This is a genomic window from Corynebacterium humireducens NBRC 106098 = DSM 45392 (assembly GCF_000819445.1).
Taxonomy (GTDB): Bacteria; Actinomycetota; Actinomycetes; order Mycobacteriales; family Mycobacteriaceae; genus Corynebacterium; species Corynebacterium humireducens.
In genome coordinates this window covers 1,299,602-1,321,610 of sequence record NZ_CP005286.1, presented here as the reverse complement: position 1 = coordinate 1,321,610, position 22,009 = coordinate 1,299,602, and the positions used below count along the sequence as shown (strand labels likewise).

Sequence of the window (22,009 nt, the reverse complement as noted above, 5' to 3'; positions counted from 1 at the left end):
AAGTGTGTCCGTGACTCTGCGTAGCCCCAGCACAGTGCCACTAAACCGGGGTTTAATAGCTCCCGAACAGCTATTTCCCGCACGTTAACCCACCCCGGTGCCGCCTTCTGCTAGGCCCGCTCGATTGGCTGTAAGCGGTGACCACAAACCGACCCCGCTGCCCCGTATGCAGCCACACCACCAAGAAAAACGGCACCACCAGCAAAGGCACCACCCGCTGGCGCTGCACCGACTGCGGACACTCCTTTGTCCGCACCACCCAGCACGACCACCCCCACGCCGCCACCATGCGGACCTTCATCACCTGGGTCACCGGCACACAATCCCTGACGGCCCTGGCCGAACACCACGGCCGCCACCGCAACACCCTCAGCCGTCGGATGTCCTGGTGCTGGTGGATCATCCCACCCTCAGCAGTCGACCCGCACCGCATCCACGACCAGATCTTCCTCGATGCCACCTTCCTGGCCAGCGGCTGCCTGCTCATCGCCGCCAGCCGCACCCACATCATCAACTGGACCTGGGCACGCACAGAAACCACCGCCGCCTACCGGGAACTGATCAGCCCGATCCCCGCACCATTGATGGCTGTCATCGATGGTGGCCAAGGCGCCGCCTCCGCGATCACCTCCACATGGCCGACCACAATCATCCAACGGTGTCTGGTCCACGCCCAACGAGTTGTCCGCCGCCACACCACCAGCCGGCCACGCACCGACGCAGGGAAAACCATCTACCGTCTGGCCCTGCAGCTGACCCGGATCACCACCCTGGACCAGGCCGCCGAATGGACCGCGCACCTCCAGCAGTTCGGTGCCGTCTACCAGGACTGGCTCAACCAGAAGACCACCGTCCAGGACCCGGTGACCCGTCAGTACAAGCAGGTGTTCACCCATCCACGGGTCCGTGCCGCCTATCATTCGCTGCTGTCGTTGTACCGGCGGAAACTGCTGTTCAACTACCTCCAACCACCTGCCGGGGCCGTGGACCCGGACAGGTTCGCCCCGACCACCAACGTCCTGGAGGGCGGGTTCAACGCACCGGTCAAAGAGCTCGCCCGTCGCCACCGCGGACTGTCGCGTCCCCATCAACGCACCGTCATTGACTGGTGGCTGTACCTGAAGACACAAACTCCTGACGATCCAGTAGCGATCGCCAGGAGTCAGTCCTGGGGCCAAGTCGCACTTTCCACGGCGCAGGACTTGGTCAACCACGAAAACACCCGCCCCGACATAAACGGAATCGGTGCCCCTGCAGGCTACGACACTGCGATTGATTCCAGCTACCAGCACTCCATGGGCATCCAGCAAGGATGGATAGGCCGCTGACCCGCCTCGTCTGGCCCAGACGACACGCCCGGGCCAGACACACTTTTTGGTGCTTAACCCCTCGGCGTTGCCGGGCACGACAAAGCCCCCGCACGTGAGCTGGGCGGGGGCTTCGTTGACGGCGCGGCTAGCTGGTCTTGCGACGGCGGCGGGCCGCCAGCTCGTCGACGCTGATGACGTCGACGTCGAGGTCGTCGCGGTCGTCGACACGCTCGGAGGGGAAGGAGGAGATGGTCCCGGTGAGCTCCTTCATGATGCCCGGGACGGCGATGCCGAACACGCCCTGGCCGCCACCCAGGAGGTCGATGACCTCGTCGGCGGAGCGGCACTCGTACACGGTCGCACCGTCGGAGACGAGGGTGATCTCGGCGATGTCGTCGACGCCACGGTCGCGGAGCTTCTCCACGGCCAGGCGGATGTTCTGCAGGGAGATGCCGGTGTCGAGCAGGCGCTTGACGATCTTCAGCACGAGGATGTCGCGGAAAGAGTAGAGGCGCTGCGAGCCCGATCCGCGGGCACCCCGGATCGAGGGCACGACCAGTTTGGTGCGTGCCCAGTAGTCGAGCTGGCGGTAGGTGATGCCGGCGACCTGGCATGCGATGGGCACGCGGTAGCCGACCTCCTCCCCGGGACCGAGGTCGAAAAGGGATTCCTGGACGGGATACTCGTTGCTGCTCACGTAATTACTCCAATGATGTTTGGAAATGCGCCTTAAAGGCCATTAAAAACCAAGAGTAGAGCAACGTCAAGGCATGAACCGGAGACACGCCGTATCCCCGGGTTTAAAGTCAAGGTTTAAAGCTGGTCGTCCTCTTCCTTTTCCCCGTCTTTATCCCTGTCCTTCTCCTCGGTCTCGAAATCGAGTTCCGACATTCCGAGAGAACGCATCATCTCCTCGAAATCCGCGTCTGCCTGCGCATCTCCGGAGGCCGAGAGGTCCTCGGTGGAGTCGGCGGCGTCGAAACGAATACCGAAGTACTCCTCCATAATGTCGTCGGCGACGAAGAAGGAGGCCTGGTTGAGCACGTCCTCCTCGACATTGACGTCCAGCTCCAGTGCACGCGCGAGCAGCAGCGCGTCGGAGGGGCGGGCGTCGATCTCCTGTCCGTCGGCGAGCACGATCGAGGCGATGAACACGCCCTCGAAATGGCTGATGATGTTGATCGCCGTGACTCCCCCGGCGCTCCGGTTGATGACGTCCAGCAGCAGATCAACGGTCGCGGGGCGACGCGGGGTGAAGCCGTTGTCGCGGGAGTCCAGCTCCGCGGCGGCCAGCGGCGAGATCCACACCGGCAGGATGCGGTTCTGCTCGGCCCAGCGCAGCAGCACACAGGTGAACTGCTCGGGGCCGGTGGTGTGGATGCCGTGGTACTCGACAGGGATCAGCGTCATGAGAGCTCATCCCGGAGTGCGTTCTTGACCAGACTGGCGTGCAGGGAGACGACCAGCGCCGTCATCTGCTGTCCCATGTCCGCCGCCTTCTCCTTCGCCGAGGAGCGCTGCGAGCGGGCGACCGGTCCGGCGACCTGGCCGATGAGGTCGGCCTGCCGCTGGGCGGTGTTGCGCAGGGACTTGAGGTGGCGGATGTCGAATCCGAATCCACGGAGGGACTCCGCCGTCAGCACGATCCGCACGTCGTCGGCGGTGAAGAAACCGGCGGCGTCGGGGCGGATGAGGCCGGCGTCGAGAAGCTCGGCGATGGCCTCGGCGGTGACGTCGGCCTGCGACGCCACCTCCTTGTCGCTGAGGCGGGTGGGCGCGGGCGCGCGAAAGTTCTCCGGCGACACCATCGGCTCGGCCTCGATGAGGGAGACGGCGCCGGAGTCCATGGCCTCCAGCTGCTCCCGGATGACCTTGAGCGGCAGGTAGTTGTCCCGCTGGGTCACCAGGATGTAGCGGAGACGCTCGACGTCCTCGCCGGTGAAACGGCGGTAGCCGGACGCCGTGCGCTGCGGCGTGATGAGTCCCTCGGACTCCAGGAATCGGATCTTCGAGACGGTCACGTCCGGGAACTCGCCACGCAGCGCCTCGAGGACCTTTCCGATGGACAGGGTCCGGGCGCTGGTCGCACGAACGCTCGTCTGCTTGCGAACAGCACTCACGGTGAGACTACTTCAGTATCACCTAATCGTTCTTCGGGCCGGCGAGGAAGACCAGGCGGAACTTGCCGATCTGGATCTCGTCGCCGGTGGTGAGCACCTGGGAGTTACGCGGCTCGCGGTTCACGTAGGTGCCGTTGAGGGACCCCACGTCGAAGACCTCGAACTCGCCCTCGTTGATGCGGAACTCCGCGTGACGACGCGACACGGTCACGTCATCCAGGAAAATGTCCGACTCGGGGTGGCGGCCGGCCGTGGTGATCGGCTGGTCGAGAAGGAAACGTGCGCCGGCGTTGGGACCACGCTTGACGACCAGCAGGCCCGCGCCCTCAGGGAGGTTGTCGGCGCCCGTGGCAGCCGGAGCGGTACCAGCGCCAGACTCCATCTCCTTCAACAGATCGGCACGGAAAACAGACGTGGTCTCGACCTGTGCCTCAGGAGTACCGGTGTTCTCGCTCATTGTTTAAATCCTCCGCTTTCGTCGGAACTGTGACTGCTAGCCATCATAGCGACTGTGAGTGCCGCGTGAGTGTCTGACGACACCATCACCGGAAAAGGTTACCAATTCCTGAGACGACGGAATTACCCGACCCTGCGAGGGGGTTGTCGGAGACCATGTACGTCCACGTGGCCGAGGGCCGCGCCAACCCCTTCTCCTCCAGGGTGCCCTCGCGGAAGGTCTCCACCGCCTTGTCGACGGCCCTCTGCGCCAGGTCCTTGAACTCGCGCACGGCGATGCGGTGGTACTCGTCGATGGGGGTCTCGCGGGCGATGGCGCGCAGGTGGATCGATTCGCGCACGTCATCCATGACGGCGAGGTGCTCGGCCCATTCGTCGTCGAGGTGGAAGAGCATGATGTCGCGGGCCAGCTGCTCGCGGTCCGGGTGGTCGGCCAGTTCCGCCGCCCGTTCGGGGGCCCGCTCCGCGAGCTCCTCCCAGGCCTGCGGCGTGTCCAGCAGCTTCGCGCGGCGCTCGTCGATGATGACGCGCTGGTCGGCGAGCAGCTGGTTGTACTTCCAGGTCTGCGCGTGGATCTCCAGCAGCTGTCCCTCGGTGACGCGCTGGCAGTGTCCCACCCAGTCGCGGATGCGGTCGGAGTGGATGGACCCGTCCGGCTCCGGGCGGGCGGTGACGTTCTCCCCGGCACCCCCGGAGGTGACCACGTCGTCCTCCAGGGAGACGAAGAACAGCGACAGCCCCGGGTCCCCCTGGCGGCCCGCGCGGCCGCGCAGCTGGTTGTCCAGGCGGGCGGTGCGGTGCCGGGACGTGCCGATGACGGCCAGGCCACCGAGCGCGGCGACCGCCTCGTGGTCGGACTGGTCGGCGCCGCCCAGCCGGATGTCGGTGCCGCGGCCGGCCATCTGCGTGGAGACGGTCACCCGCCCCAGGTCACCGGCCTCGGCGATGATGCGGGCCTCCTCGGCGTCGTTCTTGGCGTTGAGCACGTTGACCTCGATGCCGAGCTCCTCCAGCGCCTCGGCGAGGGCCTCCGACTCGGCGACGTCCTGCGTGCCGACGAGCACCGGCTGGCCCGTCGAGTTGAGGTGGGCGATCTCCTGGACGATGGCGCGGTTCTTCTCCGCCGCGGTGGCGTAGATGCGGTCGGCCTCGTCGAAACGGCGCAGCTCCTTGTTGCGGTCGATGACGGAGACGTGCAGGTCGTAGAACTGGCGCAGCTGGTCGGTCGCCTCGACGGCGGTGCCGGTCATGCCGCACACCATCGGGTAGCGGCGCATGAGCGCCTGCAGCGTGATCGTGTCGAGGATCCGGCCGCCCTCCGTGACGTCGAGCCCCTCCTTCGCCTCCACGGCCGCCTGCAGGCCGTCGGGCCAGCGCTGGAGGTCGGCGACACGGCCGCGGGAGGCGTCGATGAGCGCCACCTTGCCGTCGGTGACGAGGTAGTGGATGTCGCGGATGAGCAGGGCCTTCGCGTGCAGCGCCAGGTTGACCTTCACCAGGGTGGTGCCGATGTGCTCGTCGTCGTAGAGCGAGTCGATGCCTAGGGCGCCCTCGACCCGGGCCGCCCCCTCGTCGGTGAGGAAGACGTTCCGGCGGTCGTCGTCGATGGTGTAGTGCTCGCGTTCCCGCAGGTGGCGCACGACGTCGGTGATCTGGCCCGTCGACTCGCGGCCCGGCCGGTTGCCGGCGAGGACGAGGGGGACGAGGGCCTCGTCGACGAGCACGCTGTCCGCCTCGTCCACCAGGGCGACGTCCGCCGGCAGCTGGACCGCGTCCTCCCGGCGAGTGACCTGCTGGTCGCGGAGGACGTCGAAGCCGATCTCGTTGACCGGGCCGTAGATGACGTCTCCGGCATAGGCCTCCCGCCGCTCCTCCGGTCCCAGCTTCTCGGTCACCGCGGCGACGCGCAGGCCGAAGAACTCGACGAGCGGACGCATCCACTCGGCGTCACGTTCCGCCAGGTAGTCGTTGACGGTGATGACGTGCACGCGCTTGCCGCTCAGCGCGAAACCGGTCGCCGCCATCGCGCCGACCAGGGTCTTGCCCTCACCGGTGGCCATCTGGATGACGTCGCCCTCCACGAGGCGCAGCACCGCCTGGGACTGCACCGCGAAGGGGGTGAGCCCGAGCGTGCGCTCGGCGGCGATGCCGAGGACGGCGAGGAACTCCGCGGGGTCGGAGATCGACCCGCCGGCGGCGAGCTCGCGGGCACGCTGGGCGAGGGTGGCGTCGTCAAGCCGGTTCAGCTCGGCCTGATGCACCCCGGCATCCTGCACGATCGCCCGACTGCGCTTCTGGTTTCGCGTCTGCGACGCCCCCATCGCCTTCCAGAACCAGTTAAATGCCATGGATGTTCCTCCTGTGGGGCCTGCATATACTCGAGACCACCCTAGTTCAGGCCCGTGACTATTCTCGTTGACATGCAATCTGTGAGCGTGAAAATCCCCTCGTCGCAGGGAACGACGATGGTCGGCACCCTTGACCTCCCGGACACCCCACCGGTCGCCTTCGCCATTTTCGCGCACTGTTTCACCTGTTCGCGCTTCGTCCCGGCCGCCTCCCGCGTGTGCAAGACCCTCGCCGAGCACGGCATCGCCTGCCTGCGTTTCGATTTCCCGGGCCTCGGGCAGTCCGAGGGCGAGTTCTCCGACACCACCTTCTCCTCCAACGTCGAGGACCTCATCGCCGCCACCGAGTGGCTGACCAGGGAGTACGAGGCGCCCCAGCTGCTCCTCGGGCACTCCCTCGGCGGAGCCGCCGCCCTCAAGGCCGCGACCCGCCCGGAGATGGACTCGGTCGGGGCGGTCGTCACCCTCGGCACGCCCTTCGACCCGGCGCACGCCGTCACCCACCTCGCGGAGCACATCCGCGACGCCGAGGAGGAGGGCTGCGTCACCGTCACCCTGGCGGGCCGCGACATCGACATCACCCGCGAGTTCCTCGAGGATCTGGCCGACAACAACCCCGAGACCTACCTCCCTGAGCTGCGCAAGCCGCTCCTGCTCATCCACTCCCCCACGGACCAGACCGTCGGCGTCGAGAACGCGCAGAAGATCCTCCGCCTGGCCCGCTTCCCGAAGTCCCTGGTCACCATCGAGGCGGACCACCTGTTCACCCGCGGCGGCTCCGCGCAGCGCGCCGGGCGGCTCATCGCCGAGTGGGTGCAGCCCTACCTGCGGCCCTCCTACACGCCGCCGAGCGTCGCCGAGGACCAGGTCACCTCCCGCATGGCCGTCGGCTCCCGCTACGGGGCCATGGTCGAGACCTCCTCCGGCACGCTGCTCACCGACCGCGCGAAGTCACGCGGCGGCCGCGGGCAGGGCCACTCCCCCGTCGACCTCCTCATGGCCGGCCTCGCCGCCGCCTCCACGCAGGCGATCCGCGACGCCGCCGACGGCATGGAACTCACCGACGCCCACGTCACCCTCACCTACGTCTCCCGCAACATCTTCGAGCGCCGGATCGACCTCGTGGGCACCCTCAGCGACGCTGAACGACGCACGCTTCTCGACGCCGCCACCTCCCCCTTCCAGACCATGCTCCCGGGCATCAAGATCCTGGACGTGCCGGCATGAGCGACTGGAACGGCAGGCGCTGCCCCTGCAACACTGGACTGGCCTACGAGGAGTGCTGCGGGAAGTACCACGCCGGCGGCGTGGCCCCGACCGCGGAGACGCTCATGCGCTCCCGCTTCACGGCCTTCGTGGTCCGCGACGCCGACTACCTGCTGCGCACCTGGGACCCCGACACCCGGCCCTCCGACCTCACCCTCGTCGACCTGCCGGTGCGGTTCTACCGCCTCGACATCCTCGACGTCGTCGGAGGCGGCCCCCTGGACCGCGAGGGGGTGGTGGAGTTCGAGGCCTTCTACAAGGGCGATCCGTCGGGTTCCCAGCGCGAACGCTCCACCTTCCGCCGCGTCGGCCGGGAGTGGGTCTACGTCGCGGGAGACGTGTCCTGACCTGCTGATTCGCCTAAACAAACCACAGTGTTGTAACCTGTAGCAGTTGCACCTTATGGTGCGACGGCGGACTGTGGCGCAGCTTGGTAGCGCACTACACTGGGGGTGTAGGGGTCGCAGGTTCAAATCCTGTCAGTCCGACCAGTAGCCCCGTCAACCTTTCAGGTTGGCGGGGTTTTGGCATGTCAACTAGGGTTTTTCTAAAGGTCAGTTAGACACCATGGGCCGCAAGGAAACAGGCCCTTCCGGTTTTAGAGTGCGTTGATCTTGGCCTGGAGTCCTCCGGAGTGGATCAGTGACCGCAAGATGAAAGTGGTTGAGGTTCCTGAACCCGAGTGCGATGCCATGCAGGTGCTCCAACCGTCCGTTGATGGCCTCGACGGGGCCATTGGACGCCCCGGTGTCGAAGTACGCGAGGATCTCTGCCCGTCGTTTCCACATCGTCCGGCCCAACTGCCCCAGCTCCTGGACCCCGGCGGGGAGATCTTTCCGGATCCGACACATGATTTTGTACATCCACCTCTTCCCGACCCGACGGTCAGGATGCTCATAGGCTGCGATGATGTCCTGATACGTCCAGTGCGTGACATCCACAGCCGTGTGCCGCTCATCAGCGAACACCGCGTCCAGCTTCGCCTTCTGCTTGTCGGTCAGCAGTCCCATCCGGGTTAGCAGGATCCGCCGCACCCCGTACAACGGGTCGCCTGACCTGCCGCGATGCCCGCAGGTGTCCTGTTGGATCCGCTGCCGGGTCATAGTCAGCTTGGTCTACGGCCAGATGCACCACATGGAACGGATCCATCACCTTCCTCGCCTTCGGCAACTGCTCGGTGGTGGCGGTGTGGTAGCCGGCGAATCCGTCCATCGACACGACTTTCACCCGGTCGCGGAAGGACTTCTCCCGGGCGGCGAGCCAGCGGCGCAGCACCTCAGCGGATCTGCCCGGCACCATGTCCAACAGCCGGGCGGGCCCAGTGCCGTCCACGTTCGGCGTCAGGTCGACGATGACGGTGACGAAACCGGGAGTACCGTCGCCACGGCGGTGTTTCCATTTGTGCTCATCGACCCCCAGCACGCGGACTCCGGCCAGGTGGGTGGGATCAGCGTAGATCAGCTCCCGGGCCTGTTCGAGGGCTACCTGGTTGACCAGGTCCCAGCCGATGTCCAGGGACTTCGAGATCGCGGCAACGCTCATGCGGTCAATCGCCAGGCGCTGGAGGATCCAGCGGGTGCAGCGGTCGGTGAGCTTGGCTTTGGGTTTCGCGCACACGAGTTGCTGTTGAAAGATCTTTGTCGCACAGGCGGTGTTGGTGCAGGTGAACCGGGGTAGCCGGATCCGTAGCCGGGTGGGATGCCCGACGACGGGCAGGTCCACGAGTTCACGGATCCGGTGATCACGCAGCCGGCCTTCGTCACCGCAGGCCGGGCAGGAGGCATCCTGTTCCACCGGGCGGCAGGTGATCCACGTATGGCGCTCATCGATCCCGGCGCCCGTGATGGTCAGGCCGAGTTCAACGGTCCGGATGATGGTGTCAGCAATAAGAGACGTAGAATCGGGCATAGGTCCTCGGGGCGAAAGATGGTTGTGTAGGAACTTTCATCTTCGCGACCTAAGGACCCCTATATCTTGTGGTGGGTCCCGATCCTCATACTTGGTACCTCATCCCGGCTACGCACCCCAGATCCGGAAGGGCCTCTTTGGGTATGCCTGAGGTCATCCGAGACGATTCAACGCTTCTAACTCCTCGTATGGGGCTGTATTTTTATTCGGCAGAGCGGAGGCGGCGCGCTCACCCTGGTGGGCCTGGTGCTCGGCGGTGGGCTGGCCCTCATCCCGGGCCTCTTCCTCCTCGGTTTCGCGCTCGGGTTGTGGCGTGTGCCGGCGCTTCTCGACGACAACCTCCGCCTCCCCACCCTCGCCCTCCTCGGACTGCTCCCGGCGTCGGTGGCGCTGGGCGTGTGGGCGTGGGGTGAGCGCGACCTCGGGGCCTTCGCCCCCTCCACCCCGTGGGCGGGCATCGTCATGGCAGCCACGTGGGTGATGCTCGTCCTGGCGCTCATGGCGACCCCGCTGCGCCGTGCCCTCGCCCTCGCGTTCGCGCCGCTGGGGCGCATGGCGTTGACCAACTATCTCGGGGCGACCGTCATCCTGCTGCTGCTCACGCCCGCTGCGGGCACGTGGCCGCTGGCCTTCACCACGGTCCTCGTCATGCTCCTCGGGCAGTGGCTGTTCTCCCTGCTGTGGCTCACCTACCTGGGGCAGGGTCCGTGCGAGCGCGTCTGGCGCCTGGTCAGGTGGGGCAGAATGAAGTCATGACCACGACACTGACTTCGAGCACCTACGGGGACTTCACAGCGCAGGAGGGCCTGGCGTTCGTCCTCTTCTGGTCCACGTCCTGCGGCCCGTGCCTGCGTTTCCGCCGCATCTACAAGGCCGTGGACGGGCAGTTCCCCGACATCCCCTTCGGTGAGGCGGAGGTGGAGATCCAGTTCCGTCTCGTGGAGGAGCTGGACATCTCCACCATCCCGGTGCTGCTGGTCTTCCACGACGGCGAGCTCATCTACCGGGACCCCACCCCGCGCCCCGAGAACGCCACCTACAGCACCGTCGAGGGGGCGCCCCGCTTCCTCGAGTTCATGTACAGCGAGGAGAGGTTCGCGGCGTTCGTCGAGAGTCTGCGTTAGTTCCGCAGCAGCGTCGCCAGCGCCTCGATCACGGGCGTGAGCACCGTGACGGACTCGGGCGTGCCGACGCACTCGGTGATGCCCGCGCCGACGACGTTGAAGCCGCTGAGCGTCTCCAGGGACGCCACGAGCTCGTCGATGGTGAGTCCCTCGGGTTCCGGCATGTGGTGGCCGTCGAACTGGGAGGGGTCGAGGACGTCGGCGTCGACGTGGACGTACAGGTGGGTCGCGCCCGCGAGGACCTTGGCGGGGTTGTCGGTCTCGATGCCCATGCCGCGCTCCATCATCTCGCGCTCGGCGGGGATGGCGCCGCGCGGGGAGATGAGGGCGACCTTCTGCGGGTCGAGGGGTTCGGCGGCGGTGAGCGCCGGGTCGCTCTCACCGAGCAGGCCGGCGAGCACCATCGCGTGGTAGGCGCCGTCGTGGGCGGTCTCGGGGGTCTTCAGGTCGGGGTGGGCGTCGTACCAGGCGACGGCCAGCCCGGGGCCGAAACGTTCGCGCAGTTCGCGGATGGGAGCGAACTCGACGCCGCAGTCGCCGCCGATGGTGAGGATCTTCTTCTCGACGCCCGCCACCGCCGCCGTCTGCGCCTCCAGGTTGGGGCCGGTCAGGACGGCACGGTTGGACACCCCTCCCTCGCGGGGGGAGGTCGACTGGTCGAGGTCCACGACGGTGTGGGGGAGGTCGAGCACCCGGGAGGCGTGGGCCGCGAGGGCGCGGCAGCCGTCCGCCATCTCGGTTGCGCGGGGAGTCATGGCTCCCTGGAACTGAGGGACAGCATTGATAATCATGTCTTTATTATAGGACATAAAAGAGCCCCGCTGCAGGGGCAGCGGGGCGTCGGCACGCGGGGACCTATCCGAGGAATGCCTTGTCGGAGAGGGTCGCGCCCTTGATGTTCGCGAACTCCTGCAGGAGATCGCGCACGGTGAGCTTGGACTTCGTCGCGGAGTCGGCCTCGTAGACGATCCGGCCCTCGTGCATCATGATGAGGCGGTTGCCCAGACGGATCGCCTGCTCCATGTTGTGGGTGACCATGAGGGTGGTCAGCCCACCCTCGGCGACGATGCGCTCGGTCAGCCCGGTGACGAGTTCGGCGCGCTGGGGGTCCAGGGCGGCGGTGTGCTCGTCGAGAAGCATGATCCGCGGATTGGTGAAGCCCGCCATGAGCAGCGACAGCGCCTGGCGCTGGCCACCGGACAGCAGACCCACCTTCGCGGAGAGGCGGTTCTCGAGGCCCAGTTCCAGGGAACGGAGCTTCTCGACGAACTCCTCCCGACGTTTCTTCGTCAGGCCCGGGCCCAGGCCCCTCCCCTTGCCGCGCAGCAGCGCGAGCGCGAGGTTCTCCTCGATCGTGAGGTTGGGGGCGGTACCGGCGAGCGGATCCTGGAACACGCGGCCCACGTAACGGGCGCGCTTGTACTCCGGGAGCTTGTTCACCTTCTTGCCGTCGATGAGCACGGTGCCCGCGTCGACGAAGAGGCGGCCCGCGACGGCGTTGAGAAGCGTCGACTTGCCCGCGCCGTTCGACCCGATGACGGTGATGAAGTCACCCTCGTCGAGCGTGAGGCTCAGGTCGTTGAGGGCGACGCGCTCGTTGACCGTCCCCGGGAAGAAGGTCTTGGAGATGTTCTCGATCTTCAGCATCACGCCACCTTCGCGCCGGCCGCGGTGGCCGGCCTCCTGTTGAACCGGGAGGTCAGACCCTTCCAGCGCGGCACCAGCAGAGCCACGATGACCAGCAGTGCGGTGATGAGCTTCATGTCGTTGGGGTCGAGACCGACCTGCAGCGCCAGGAAGATGATGATGCGGTACAGGACGGCACCGACGATGACCGCGAACACGGCCAGCCAGAGGAAACGCTGACCGAGGATCGCCTGACCCATGATCACCGAGGCCAGGCCGACGAGGATGAGACCGATGCCCATCGAGATGTCCGCGAAACCCTGGTACTGGCCGACCAGCGCACCGCACATGCCGACGAAACCGTTGGACAGGGCCAGGGTGAGCGTCTTCGTGTAGTCGGTGGACACGCCGAAGGAGGTGATCATCGGGCCGTTGTCACCCGTCGCGCGGATGGACAGGCCGAGGTCCGTGGTGAGGAACCACACGACCACCAGGCCCAGCACCAGCACGACGCCGAGCAGGATGGCGACACCCGCCCACGTGCCCAGCAGGCCGTTCTCACGCAGCGGCGTGAACAGGGTCTGCTGGCGCAGCATGGGGATGTTCGCGCCGTCCATGATGCGCAGGTTGATCGACCACAGGGCGATCATGGTGAGGATACCCGCCAGGAGTCCGTCGATCCGGCCCTTGGTGTGGAGCAGCCCGGTGACGACACCGGCGAGGAAGCCGGTGACGAAGCCCGCCAGCGTCGCCAGCAGCGGCGGCCATCCGTTAAGGATGCCCACGGCTGCGGTGGCCGCACCGGTGGTGAAGCTGCCGTCGACCGTCAGATCGGGGAAGTTCAGGACACGGAACGTCAGGAAGACGCCCAGTGCCATGACCCCGTATATGAGGCCGACCTCGACGGCGCCGATCATACGGTCTCGGCCTCGTCCAGGATCCTCTGCGGGATGGTCACGCCGAGACGCTCAGCGGCGTCCTCGTTGATGACGTAGGTGAACTCGGTGGCCTTCTCCACCGGCATGGTGGCGGTGTCCGCACCGTCGCGGAGGACGCGCAGCGCCATCTCGCCGGTCTGACGGCCCAGCTCCTTGTAGTTGATGCCCAGGGTGGCGACGGCGCCACCCTCGACGGTGCCGCCCTCCGCGGCGATGACCGGGATCTGCTTCTGCTCGGCGACCTGGATCAGGGACGCGATGCCGGCGACGACCATGTTGTCGGTCGGGACGTAGATGGCGTCGACGTCACCCAGGGCCTCGACGGCCTGCTGGATGTCGTTGGCGGTGGTGACGGTCTGGGTCTTGATCTCCAGGTCACGCGAGACGGCGGCCTCACGGGCCAGGTCGACCTGGACCTGGGAGTTGACCTCGCCGGAGGCGTAGACGATGCCGACGGTGCGGGCGTCCGGGACGAGCTCCTTGAGCAGGTCCAGCTGGTCCTCGATCGGGGCGACGTCGGAGGTGCCGGTGACGTTGCTGCCCGGGGCCTCCTCGGAGTCGACGAGCTCGGCGGAGACCGGGTCGGTGACGGCGGTGAACAGGACCGGGATGTCGGTGATGTTCTGGGCGGTGGCCTGGGCGGCCGGGGTGGCGACGGCGAGAACCAGATCGAGGTTCTTGCCGGCGAACTGCTGGGCGATGGTCAGGGCGGTGGCCTGCTCGCCGTTGGCGTTCTGCTCGTCGTAGGAGACCTCGACGCCCGCCTCCGCGAGGGCCTCCTTGAAGCCCTCGGTGGCGGCGTCGAGCGCCGGGTGCTGCACGAGCTGGTTGATTCCGATGGTGTAGGAATCGTCACCGGCGGCTGCGGTGGTGGTCGGATCGGTGGTGCCCGAGTCCGAGGAGCAGGCGGTGAGGAGAAGTGCGGCGGCCGTGAGGCCTGCCACTACCTTGGAGCGTGAGAACATGGGAGGTTCCTTCCATGGGCCAGGTGTGACGTGTTACGAGTCTGAATCTACTTGTACATACGGTCACAGGGGCCATTACCCTCCGACTAGCCCCGACTAGCCCCCGAAGATCTCCGTTCCCGGCCGCGGTTCACCCGGTTCGGTGGTGGGCGGCGGCACCGGCTCACGCACGAGGAGGCACTCCGGCTCGATGGTGACGGTGAAGGCCGTGACCTCCCCCACCTCGTCCCCGTCAACCTCGAACATCTCCGGCGCGGGCAGGGTGACCTCCAGGCGGGTGCCGGTGGCGTACTGCAGTTCCTCGATGTCCCCGGAGCCGCCGGTGATCTGCTCGTCGCGGCGACGCAGGCGGTTGAGCACCTTCTGGCCCATCTGGGTGGCCAGACGGGCGACGATGAGGCCCCAGCCGGGCAGCCCGCGGGGGCGCAGGGCGACGACGTCGAAGTGACCGTCGTTGGCGACGGCGTCGGGAAGCAGCGGGACACCGCCCACCAGGTCGCCGCAGTTGCCCACGATGAGGGAGTGGACGCGGGTGCGCCGCTCGGGACCGTCGTTGAGGCGCCACCTCAGCGCCAGCCGGCGGCCGCCGCGCAGCGACTTCGCGATGGCGACGCCGTAGGCGAGGAAACCGACCCGTTTCTTCAGGTCGTCGTCGGTGTTGACGATCATCTGCGCATCCAGGCCGATGCCGGCCATGACGACGAAGTCGAGCTCCTCGGACTCCCCGGAGGGGTGGGTGAGGAGGGCGGTGCACACGTCGATGCGGGTGTCCTGCCCGCTGAACGCCGTCTCGATGGCCGCGGGGACGTCGAGCGGCAGCTTGAGGTTGCGGGCCAGCAGGTTGCCGGTGCCGACGGGGATGATCGCCAGCGCCGCGTCCGTGCCGCGGAGGGCGGCCGCCACCGCGCGGACCGTGCCGTCGCCGCCGGCAGCGAAGACCATGTCGTGCCCCTCCTCGACCGCCTGCTGGGCCGGGGTGAAGCCGGGGTCCTCGACGGAGGTCTCCAGGAACACCGGGGTCTCCCAGCCGTGCCGCTCGGCAGCCTCGGTGACCTGCTGTCTCATCTCCTCGGGCGCGCCCTTGACGGGGTTGAACACCACCGCCACGCGCTTCTTGTCTCTACCATTCACGTGGCCGTTCATGGGCCCCACGCTACACGCCGAAGAAGGAACGTATCTCCTTCGTCGCAAGTGTCGGCCACGTGTGGTCGCCGCCTCCGACCCGCAGATGCACGAGCGGCAGTGCGCAGCCCTGCCAGTGCTGGGCGATGACGGTCTGCCCGTTGCGGGTCATCGTCGAACGCTCACAGCCGTTGCGGCGCGCCACCCCCTCGAGGACGTCCGGCACCGACTCGTAACGCTCCCCGTGACGGGTGCCGCCGTGGTACCCGACGACGGTGTCGTGCGTGCCGTGGATGTCCAGCCGGGCGACGGGTTCCTCGGCGCAGGCCGCGTGGGTCGCCTCGTAGTACGCCGCCCCCACCGGGGCGACGGCGTGGAAGGTGGTGGGCAGCTGGCAGCTCAGGTAGGCGGCGAAGCCACCCCCGTTGGAGAACCCCGTGGCGAAGATCCGGGACCGGTCCACCGGGTAGTCCTCCGCGATGGTGTGCACCAGCGTCCGCACGAAGCCGATGTCCTCCTCCCCGGAGGTCTCCGCGTAGGGGGCCGGCGCCCAGGCGTTGGCCACGCCCTGCGGGTAGACCACGATCGCCCGCGCGCTGTCCAGCTTCGTCGTCTGCTCCATGGACTCCGCGGTCTCGCCCCACCCGTGGAAGGCGTACACCACCGGCCACTGGCGGCCGCGGTGGAATCCCTCGGGCGTCGAGACGCGGTACGTGCGTTCCCGTCCGTCGACGGTGAGCGTGCCCGTCACCGTCTTCTGCGGGGCACCGACGCTTCTCGACGTCGGCGGGACCGCCCCCTCCCCCTCCGCCGTACAGCCGACCAGCAGGAGGGCGGAGAGCAGCAGGATCAGCAGCCTCATGCCCGCCCCCTCGTCCACGCGGACCACAGGTCGGTGTAGCGCCCGCCGGCGGCGACGAGCTCCTCGTGGGTGCCGCACTCGACGACCTCCCCCTGCTCCATGACCAGCACCTGGTCGGCGCGCGCGGCCTGGTCGAGGCGGTGCGCCACCACCAGGGCGGAGCGGCCCCGGGTGACCTCCTCCGCGGCGGCCTCGAGGTCGCCTGCCCCGGCGGAACCGGACTCGGCCGTGGCCTCGTCCATCACCACGACCTTCGGGTCGAGCAGCAGGATGCGGGCCAGGGCCAGCTGCTGCGCCTCGACGGGGCCGAGCTGGTGCCCGCGGGCCCCGACCTCGGTGTCGAGCCCGTCGGTCAGGTCGTGGAACCAGTCGGCGTGGACGCGGGCGAGGGCGTCGAGAAGCTCCTCGTCGGTGGCCCCCGGCCTCGCCAGGGTGAGGTCCTCCCGCAGCGTGCCGGAGAAGACGTGGACGTCCTGGGAGATCATGGCCAGGCGGGCGACGCGCTCGGCGTCGGAGAGCGCCGACACCTCCACGCCGTCGACGGTGACCGAACCCTCGTCCGGGACCCGCAGCCCGGCGAGGAGCGCCGCGACGGTGGTCTTGCCCGCACCGGACGCCCCCACCAACGCGACGGTCTCACCCGGGCGGATCTGCAGGTTGAGGTCCTGCACCGCCCAGTCGCCGCCGTAGGAGAAGCGGACGTCGCGCATCACCACCTCACCGTGCGGCGCCGGCGCCCCGGAGTCCGCCACCGGGGCGGGCGGGTCCCCGACCACGCCGACGATGCGGGAGAGCGAGGCGTAGCCGGACTGCACGGAGTCGAGCACGCGCATGAACATCATCAGCGGGCCACGCAGACGGATGAGCATGAGCATCGCGGCGGTGACGGCACCGACCGACAGGGAGCCCTCCTGCACTGCCAGGTACCCGACGAGCAGACCGCCGGAGAGGATGAGGAATTCACCCACCGCCAGCCACACCTGCAGCACGATCATGGTCACACGCGCGGAGAAGCCGTGGTCCACCACCGCCTGAGAGGTGACGCGGATGCGCTCGTGCATCTCCTCCTCCATGCGGTAGGCCCGGACGGTGGCGCGGCCGTGGATCGCCTCCAGGAGCCGGCGGGCGCGGTCGGCCATAGAGGCCCGCTCCGCCGCGTACCGTTGCGGCGCGACGGCCAGGTAGCGGCGGGACGCGAGGACGTAGACCGGGGTGACCACCACGACAACTAGCAGGAAACGCCAGTTCAGGCTCACCAACGCCACCGACGTGGCCAGGACCGTGAAGATCGAGCTGCTGAGGACGGGCACGGTCTCGGTGACCGCGGAGGAGAGCACCGCCACGTCATCCGTCGAGCGGGAGACCAGGTCGCCGGTGCCGGCGTCCTCGACACGGTGGACGGGAAGCCCCAGGGCGGCGCCGACCATCTCCTCCCGCAGGTGCGCGATGACGCGCTCACTCAGCTGCGACACCAGGTAGAAACCGGCGGCGCTGAACCCGGCCCCCGTGACGGCGGCCGCCACCAGACCGAGCACCGCGGAGACGAGCGAACCGTCGCCGATGACGGTGTCGACGATCCGGCCCAGCTGCCAGGGCACCGCGACCGTCGCCGCCGCCCCCAGGCTGAGCAGGAGCAGGGCGGTCACCGCCTGGCGACGCGCGCCGGGCACCCGGGCGATCTGCCGGCCGACCTCACGCCGGACCTGCGGGAGATCCGCGAGGGGGAAACGCATCAGAGCACCTCCTGCACACGGTCGGCGACGGCCTTCCAGGCCGGGGCGTCGGTGTAGATGACGGTGGTCCGCCCCCGCCGGCTGGTGGCGACACGCTCGCTGATCCGGGCCTCGGTCACCGAGTCGACGGCCGTGGTCGGGTCGTGCAGCACGAGCACCTCCGCGTCGGCGGCGAGGGCGCGTGCCAGGGCCACGCGCTGCCGCTGCCCGCCGGAGAGATTGCGTCCGTTCTCCCCCACCTCACGCTCCGGTCCCCCGGGGATGTCCTCCACCGCCGCGCAGTGGAGGGCGGCCCGGGCCCGGGCGGGATCGGGGTGGACGTTGTCCAGCACGGAACCGTCGAACAGGTCCGCCGACCGCGGGGCGACGATCACCCGGTCCCGCGGAGCGAGGATGATCCTCTCCCCGGGCGCGGAATCCGTGACCACCGTCAGGCCCGGCGGCAGGTCCGGGACGGTGGTGCGCTCCTCGTCGAGGGCGAAGGGCGCGGAGAGCACCTCGCGGATGCGGGCGGCGGAGGCCTGGGCGGCCGCCCACCGGGAGGCGATGTTCCGGCCCAGCATCGTCATCGGCATGATGACGAACTGCGTCAGGCCGATCGCGGTGATGAGCTCACCGATGCTCATCCGCCCCTGCAGCGCCAGCCACGCCGCGGCGACGGCCACGGCGATGACGTAGAGCGCGCCGGAGATCTCGGTGACGGCGTTGAGGCGGGCCTGGGCGAGGTTGGCGTCGACGGTGCGTCGGTAGGCGTCGTGGGAGACGTCGGTGTAGCGGCCGCGCACGGTGTCCACCGCGCCGAGCCCCTTGATGATCCGCAGCCCCTGTACCACGTCGGTGGCCGTCGCGGCCGCCCGTGCGAGGGCCGCCTGCCGCCTGCCCGAGCGGCGGCGCAGCGGCCCGGCGGCCAGCAGCGCGATCCACACGAGCAGCGGACCGCCGATGAGCACCGCCACCCCCAGCGGCACGCTGATCGTCAGCATCATGACGCCCACGTAGAGCACCGACGCCACCTCGGCGACGGGGAAGACGACCATGATGACGGCGTCCGCGACACGCTGGGTGTCGGAGGACGCGACCGACAGCAGTTCCCCCGCCGTGCGGCGCCGCCCGCCGACGCCGCGGGGATGCTGGATGCGGTCGGTGACCTCCATGCGCAGGTCGTGCCCGATGACCAGGATCGAGCGGTTGAGCAGACGCCGGCCGAACCAGCTGGCCACCATGCCCGCCGCGAAGGTCCCGGCCAGCACGCCGATCCAGGTGAGCAGACGGCGGAGGTCGAGGTCCGCGACCGCCTCGTCGATGGCCCGGCCGATGATCACGGGGGACAGACCGTTGGACAGGAAGCTGACCGCCATGAGGACGCCCGCGGGCACAGTCCAGCGCCAACGGGACAACACGGTCTTGGGCAGCCAACGCGGGTCATCGGCCGCAGGAAGTCGTGTCATGATCCGCTATCTTACTTGTCGTGACAGTTTCCCCCGCCTTCCGCAAGGCCTCCACAAAGGACACCCCGGAGTTCGCCGACGCCGCCCACCGGCGGGAGTCCGCCTGGGCCTTCCGCACGGGCGCGGACACCTACGACGACGTCCGGCCCGGCTACCCGCCCGCGGTCCTCGAGCTTCTCGACGCCCACCGGACCGTCGCCGACCTCGGCGCCGGCACCGGCAAACTCACCGCCGCGCTCGTCGCCGCGGGCCATGACGTGCTGGCCTCCGACCCGTCGGCCGACATGGTGCGTGTGCTGCGCTCCCGCCTCGACGTCCCCGTGTGGCGGGCCACCGCCGAGGCGACCGCGCTGCGGGAGGGCAGCGTCGACGCCGTCACCTGCGCCCAGACCTGGCACTGGGTCGACGCCGCCGAGGCCTGCCGGGAGCTCGACCGGGTGGTGCGCCCCGGCGGGCGGGTGGTGCTGGTGTGGAACAACCTCGACGTCTCTCACCCGTGGATCCTGCGGCTGGCCCGCATCATGCACTCAGGCGACATCCAGCGCCCCGGCTTCCTCCCGGCGGTGCACGCACCGTGGCGGATCACCCGGGAACTGCGCACCGGCTGGGTGCAGCACCTGCGCACCGGCCAGCTCTTCGACCTCATGGCCACCCGCTCCTACTGGCTGAAGTCGGGCCCGGCCGTGCGGGAACGCATGACGGAGAACCTGCGCTGGTACCTCTTCGACCGGCTGGAGTTCCAGGAGGGGCAGCTGCTGCCGGTCCCCTACCGCACGGACGCGTTCGTGCTGGAGCGTTAGCCCACGCCGAACCCGTCGACGCCCACCCAGAACGTGCCGCCCTGCGGCGTGGTGAACGTCGCCCGACTCCCGTCGTGGTCGATGAGGTGCCCGTAGTGGGCGTAGGTGCCGCGGGTGACGGTCTGCGCGTTCTCCCCCGCCTGGCCGACGTTCGACGCGTTGTGGCCGTGGATGACGGGCGTGGCGCCGCTGACGTCGAAGAACACGGCGTTGGACTGCATGTCGACCCCGTCCATGAGGGGGAAGTCGAGGTCGAGGGCGTCGCCGCACGTGTACAGACCGTCGTTGCGCGACTCGTAGCAGATCACCGAGCCTCCGTTGGTGAACTGGAGGCGGACGTACGGGGCGATGACGTCCATCACGCCGTCGCGGCCGAAGATCTCCGGGTAGTCGCCCGCCCCGAAGCGGCGCACGTCCGGACCGGAGATGAGGAAGCCCTCCTGGTCGCGCAGGTTGACGCACCCGAGGGAGTCCTCATCCGGGGCGAAACAGGCGGCGGCTCCCCGGTCGAGCACCTCGCCGGGCTGCAGGACAGGTGCCCCGTTGCTGCCGAAGAAGAAGCCGGGGTAGCCCCCGTCCGGCAGCTCCCAGACCGACGACCCACTGTCCGTCGAGAACATGACGGTCGCACCCCGCGGAGCGTCCACCCGCCCGTTCACGCAGCCGCCCACCCACCCGTAGGCGGGAGCGGCAGCGTCGTCGAGCATCTGGCAGGTGATGTCACCGCTGACGGTCCGGAAGAGATACGTGTCCGAGCCGTCGGTGAACGGCCGGTGATCGCGCACGAGCGTGAACCGCGGTGCAGCCGGCGGTGCCCCGCGCGGCGTCGACTCGGGCGTGGACTCGGGCACGGTGCTCTCAGCCTACTCGGTGACCACCTCGGTGACCACCACGACCTCTCGCTCGCCCTCCTGTGCACAGCCCGCCAGGAACAGGGCTCCCGCGGCCAGGACTCCCACCACCGATGTACGCAACCTCATTCTCCTGAGCCTAGTCTCCCCGGCCGTCGCCGAAGCCGTCGATGCCGACCCAGAAGTTCCGGCCCTCCGGGGTGGTGAAGATCGCCCGGGTGCCGGTGTTCTCCACCCACAGCCCCTCGAACAGGAACTGGCCCTTCCCCGCCCCCTGCGCCTGGGACTGGAACTCCCCCATGTCACCGGGTCCGTCGCTGTCCACCTGGCCACGCAGGAAGGTCACGGAGTTCGACCGGGGAGGGAAGTCCAGGCCTCGGGCCCCGCCGCAGTTGACGTAGTTCCCGTTGTGGTCGCAGAAGACGTGGCCGCCGTTGTCGAAGTCCAGCCGCATCAGTTCGCCGATGATCTCGCGGGTCCCGTCGCGGTGGGTGAGGATGTCCACGGGCAGGTCCCAGTCGAACCGGCGGTAGTTCTCGTCGGCCAGCTCGAACCCCTCGGACCCGTAGGCGTCGAAGCACGCCAGTGAGTTGTGGCGGGGGCTCACGCAGGTGAGGGGGCCGAAGCGGACCAGCTCGCCGGGTTCCAGCCGGTGGTAGCTGTTGCCCCACCGCTGGGGCCTCGAGGGGCTCGTGTCGTGGGAGAACTGCCCGTCCCCGGACTGCGAGAAGACGATGAGCGACTCGTAGTCACGGCCGAGGCTCCAGGAGTAGCACTCCCCGCTCCGCGGATCGAGGCTCCCGCCCCTCCCGCCGGGGGCGGGCCACACGTCGCACTCGGTGACCCCGTCGGAGGAGGACAGGGAGTGTCCCCGGTCGCGGAGGAAGGGCTCTGCGGACACCTCCCGGTACAACGCCCCCGGGACGGAGTCGCGGGCTTTCCCGGTCACCGGGTCCGGTGTCGGATCTGCGCCGGTGGTCGGGGCGGGTCCCTGGTCCGTCACCGTCACCACCTCGGTGACCACCACCTCCCCACCGTCCCCGGGGGTGCAGGAGACGAGCAGCACGGCAACCGCCGGAACGGCGAGGACGCGGCGGAAGAGGCTCATGACCTGAGTCTATTCCGCCGCGTC

22 protein-coding genes, 1 tRNA gene and 1 pseudogene are annotated in these 22,009 nt (G+C 68.5%); 7 read left to right on the top strand and 17 right to left on the bottom strand.

Going from position 1 to position 22,009, the window contains the following annotated elements; translation table 11 throughout:
• The first annotated feature begins 137 nt into the window (after nucleotides 1–137).
• Nucleotides 138–1,328 (top strand): IS1249 family transposase, encoded by a 1,191-nt coding sequence (locus tag B842_RS06595; protein ID WP_040084484.1) that lies wholly within the window; start codon nucleotides 138–140, stop codon nucleotides 1,326–1,328.
• 127 nt (nucleotides 1,329–1,455) lie between these two features.
• Here the strand turns inward: B842_RS06595 and B842_RS06590 are convergent, their stop codons facing one another.
• From B842_RS06590 to secA2, 5 genes are all read right to left on the bottom strand, one after another.
• Nucleotides 1,456–2,007 (bottom strand): MerR family transcriptional regulator, encoded by a 552-nt coding sequence (locus B842_RS06590; protein WP_040085811.1) that lies wholly within the window; start codon nucleotides 2,005–2,007, stop codon nucleotides 1,456–1,458.
• 116 nt (nucleotides 2,008–2,123) lie between these two features.
• A complete protein-coding gene (locus tag B842_RS06585; protein ID WP_040085810.1) occupies nucleotides 2,124–2,720 on the bottom strand; it encodes a bifunctional nuclease family protein in 597 nt (198 codons plus the stop codon).
• Complete coding sequence (gene ftsR / locus B842_RS06580; protein WP_082028399.1) at nucleotides 2,717–3,430, bottom strand: transcriptional regulator FtsR; 714 nt, start codon at nucleotides 3,428–3,430, stop codon at nucleotides 2,717–2,719. The genes B842_RS06585 and ftsR overlap by 4 nt, the downstream gene beginning before the upstream one ends.
• Before the next feature lie 22 nt (nucleotides 3,431–3,452).
• A complete protein-coding gene (odhI, locus tag B842_RS06575; protein ID WP_040085809.1) occupies nucleotides 3,453–3,887 on the bottom strand; it encodes an oxoglutarate dehydrogenase inhibitor Odhl in 435 nt (144 codons plus the stop codon).
• Nucleotides 3,888–3,972: 85 nt separating this feature from the next.
• A complete protein-coding gene (secA2, locus tag B842_RS06570) occupies nucleotides 3,973–6,234 on the bottom strand; it encodes an accessory Sec system translocase SecA2 (protein WP_040085808.1) in 2,262 nt (753 codons plus the stop codon).
• Nucleotides 6,235–6,321: 87 nt separating this feature from the next.
• Between secA2 and B842_RS06565 the strand changes: the two genes are divergently transcribed.
• The 3 genes from B842_RS06565 (at nucleotide 6,322) to B842_RS06555 (ending at nucleotide 7,991) form a co-directional block, all read left to right on the top strand.
• Complete coding sequence (locus B842_RS06565) at nucleotides 6,322–7,461, top strand: bifunctional alpha/beta hydrolase/OsmC family protein (protein WP_306306308.1); 1,140 nt, start codon at nucleotides 6,322–6,324, stop codon at nucleotides 7,459–7,461.
• Complete coding sequence (locus B842_RS06560; protein ID WP_040085806.1) at nucleotides 7,458–7,847, top strand: YchJ family protein; 390 nt, start codon at nucleotides 7,458–7,460, stop codon at nucleotides 7,845–7,847. The genes B842_RS06565 and B842_RS06560 overlap by 4 nt, the downstream gene beginning before the upstream one ends.
• Before the next feature lie 67 nt (nucleotides 7,848–7,914).
• A tRNA-Pro gene (locus B842_RS06555) sits at nucleotides 7,915–7,991 on the top strand.
• Between the two features lie 63 nt (nucleotides 7,992–8,054).
• Here the strand turns inward: B842_RS06555 and B842_RS14070 are convergent.
• Together B842_RS14070 and B842_RS14065 are read right to left on the bottom strand one after the other, a co-directional pair.
• Entirely contained in the window at nucleotides 8,055–8,603 is a 549-nt protein-coding gene (locus tag B842_RS14070; protein WP_245631399.1) for a transposase, read from the bottom strand.
• A gap of 1 nt (nucleotide 8,604) precedes the next feature.
• Nucleotides 8,605–9,408, bottom strand: a pseudogene (locus B842_RS14065) (ISL3 family transposase); the annotation flags it as partial.
• A 237-nt stretch (nucleotides 9,409–9,645) separates the two neighbouring features.
• Here B842_RS14065 and B842_RS06545 point away from each other — a divergent pair.
• Both B842_RS06545 and B842_RS06540 read left to right on the top strand, forming a co-directional pair.
• Nucleotides 9,646–10,164, top strand: coding sequence for a DUF418 domain-containing protein (locus B842_RS06545; RefSeq protein ID WP_052437796.1), 519 nt, complete (start codon nucleotides 9,646–9,648; stop codon nucleotides 10,162–10,164).
• Nucleotides 10,161–10,532, top strand: a complete 372-nt coding sequence (locus B842_RS06540) for a thioredoxin family protein (RefSeq protein WP_040085805.1) — start codon at nucleotides 10,161–10,163, stop codon at nucleotides 10,530–10,532. The genes B842_RS06545 and B842_RS06540 overlap by 4 nt, the downstream gene beginning before the upstream one ends.
• Here the strand turns inward: B842_RS06540 and B842_RS06535 are convergent.
• The 8 genes from B842_RS06535 to B842_RS06500 all read right to left on the bottom strand — a co-directional run bounded on the left by B842_RS06535 (nucleotide 10,529) and on the right by B842_RS06500 (nucleotide 19,226).
• Entirely contained in the window at nucleotides 10,529–11,287 is a 759-nt protein-coding gene (locus B842_RS06535) for an arginase family protein (RefSeq protein WP_211257060.1), read from the bottom strand. The two genes, B842_RS06540 and B842_RS06535, sit on opposite strands and share 4 nt — an antisense overlap.
• A gap of 100 nt (nucleotides 11,288–11,387) precedes the next feature.
• Entirely contained in the window at nucleotides 11,388–12,179 is a 792-nt protein-coding gene (locus B842_RS06530) for an ABC transporter ATP-binding protein (protein ID WP_040085803.1), read from the bottom strand.
• Complete coding sequence (locus tag B842_RS06525; RefSeq protein WP_040085802.1) at nucleotides 12,179–13,075, bottom strand: ABC transporter permease; 897 nt, start codon at nucleotides 13,073–13,075, stop codon at nucleotides 12,179–12,181. Before B842_RS06525 ends, B842_RS06530 begins: the two co-directional genes overlap by 1 nt.
• Nucleotides 13,072–14,061, bottom strand: a complete 990-nt coding sequence (locus B842_RS06520; protein WP_040085801.1) for an ABC transporter substrate-binding protein — start codon at nucleotides 14,059–14,061, stop codon at nucleotides 13,072–13,074. Before B842_RS06520 ends, B842_RS06525 begins: the two co-directional genes overlap by 4 nt.
• Nucleotides 14,062–14,157: 96 nt before the next feature.
• Nucleotides 14,158–15,192 (bottom strand): diacylglycerol/lipid kinase family protein, encoded by a 1,035-nt coding sequence (locus B842_RS06515; protein ID WP_248700186.1) that lies wholly within the window; start codon nucleotides 15,190–15,192, stop codon nucleotides 14,158–14,160.
• Between the two features lie 22 nt (nucleotides 15,193–15,214).
• The gene (locus B842_RS06510) at nucleotides 15,215–16,045 is read right to left on the bottom strand and encodes a CE1 family esterase (RefSeq protein ID WP_082028492.1); all 831 of its coding nucleotides are present in this window, start codon (nucleotides 16,043–16,045) and stop codon (nucleotides 15,215–15,217) included.
• Nucleotides 16,042–17,778: an ABC transporter ATP-binding protein gene (locus tag B842_RS06505; RefSeq protein WP_040085799.1), complete on the bottom strand. Its 1,737-nt coding sequence runs from the start codon at nucleotides 17,776–17,778 to the stop codon at nucleotides 16,042–16,044. Before B842_RS06505 ends, B842_RS06510 begins: the two co-directional genes overlap by 4 nt.
• Nucleotides 17,778–19,226: an ABC transporter transmembrane domain-containing protein gene (locus B842_RS06500; RefSeq protein ID WP_040085798.1), complete on the bottom strand. Its 1,449-nt coding sequence runs from the start codon at nucleotides 19,224–19,226 to the stop codon at nucleotides 17,778–17,780. The genes B842_RS06505 and B842_RS06500 overlap by 1 nt, the downstream gene beginning before the upstream one ends.
• A gap of 20 nt (nucleotides 19,227–19,246) precedes the next feature.
• Between B842_RS06500 and B842_RS06495 the strand changes: the two genes are divergently transcribed.
• On the top strand, nucleotides 19,247–20,026 hold the full coding sequence (locus tag B842_RS06495) for a class I SAM-dependent methyltransferase (protein WP_040085797.1): 780 nt from the start codon (nucleotides 19,247–19,249) through the stop codon (nucleotides 20,024–20,026).
• On the opposite strand, the gene B842_RS06490 is transcribed toward B842_RS06495, so the two are convergent.
• Together B842_RS06490 and B842_RS06480 are read right to left on the bottom strand one after the other, a co-directional pair.
• Complete coding sequence (locus B842_RS06490; protein ID WP_156119463.1) at nucleotides 20,023–20,877, bottom strand: hypothetical protein; 855 nt, start codon at nucleotides 20,875–20,877, stop codon at nucleotides 20,023–20,025. The two genes, B842_RS06495 and B842_RS06490, sit on opposite strands and share 4 nt — an antisense overlap.
• Before the next feature lie 139 nt (nucleotides 20,878–21,016).
• On the bottom strand, nucleotides 21,017–21,985 hold the full coding sequence (locus B842_RS06480) for a hypothetical protein (protein WP_040085794.1): 969 nt from the start codon (nucleotides 21,983–21,985) through the stop codon (nucleotides 21,017–21,019).
• Nucleotides 21,986–22,009: the final 24 nt, after the last annotated feature.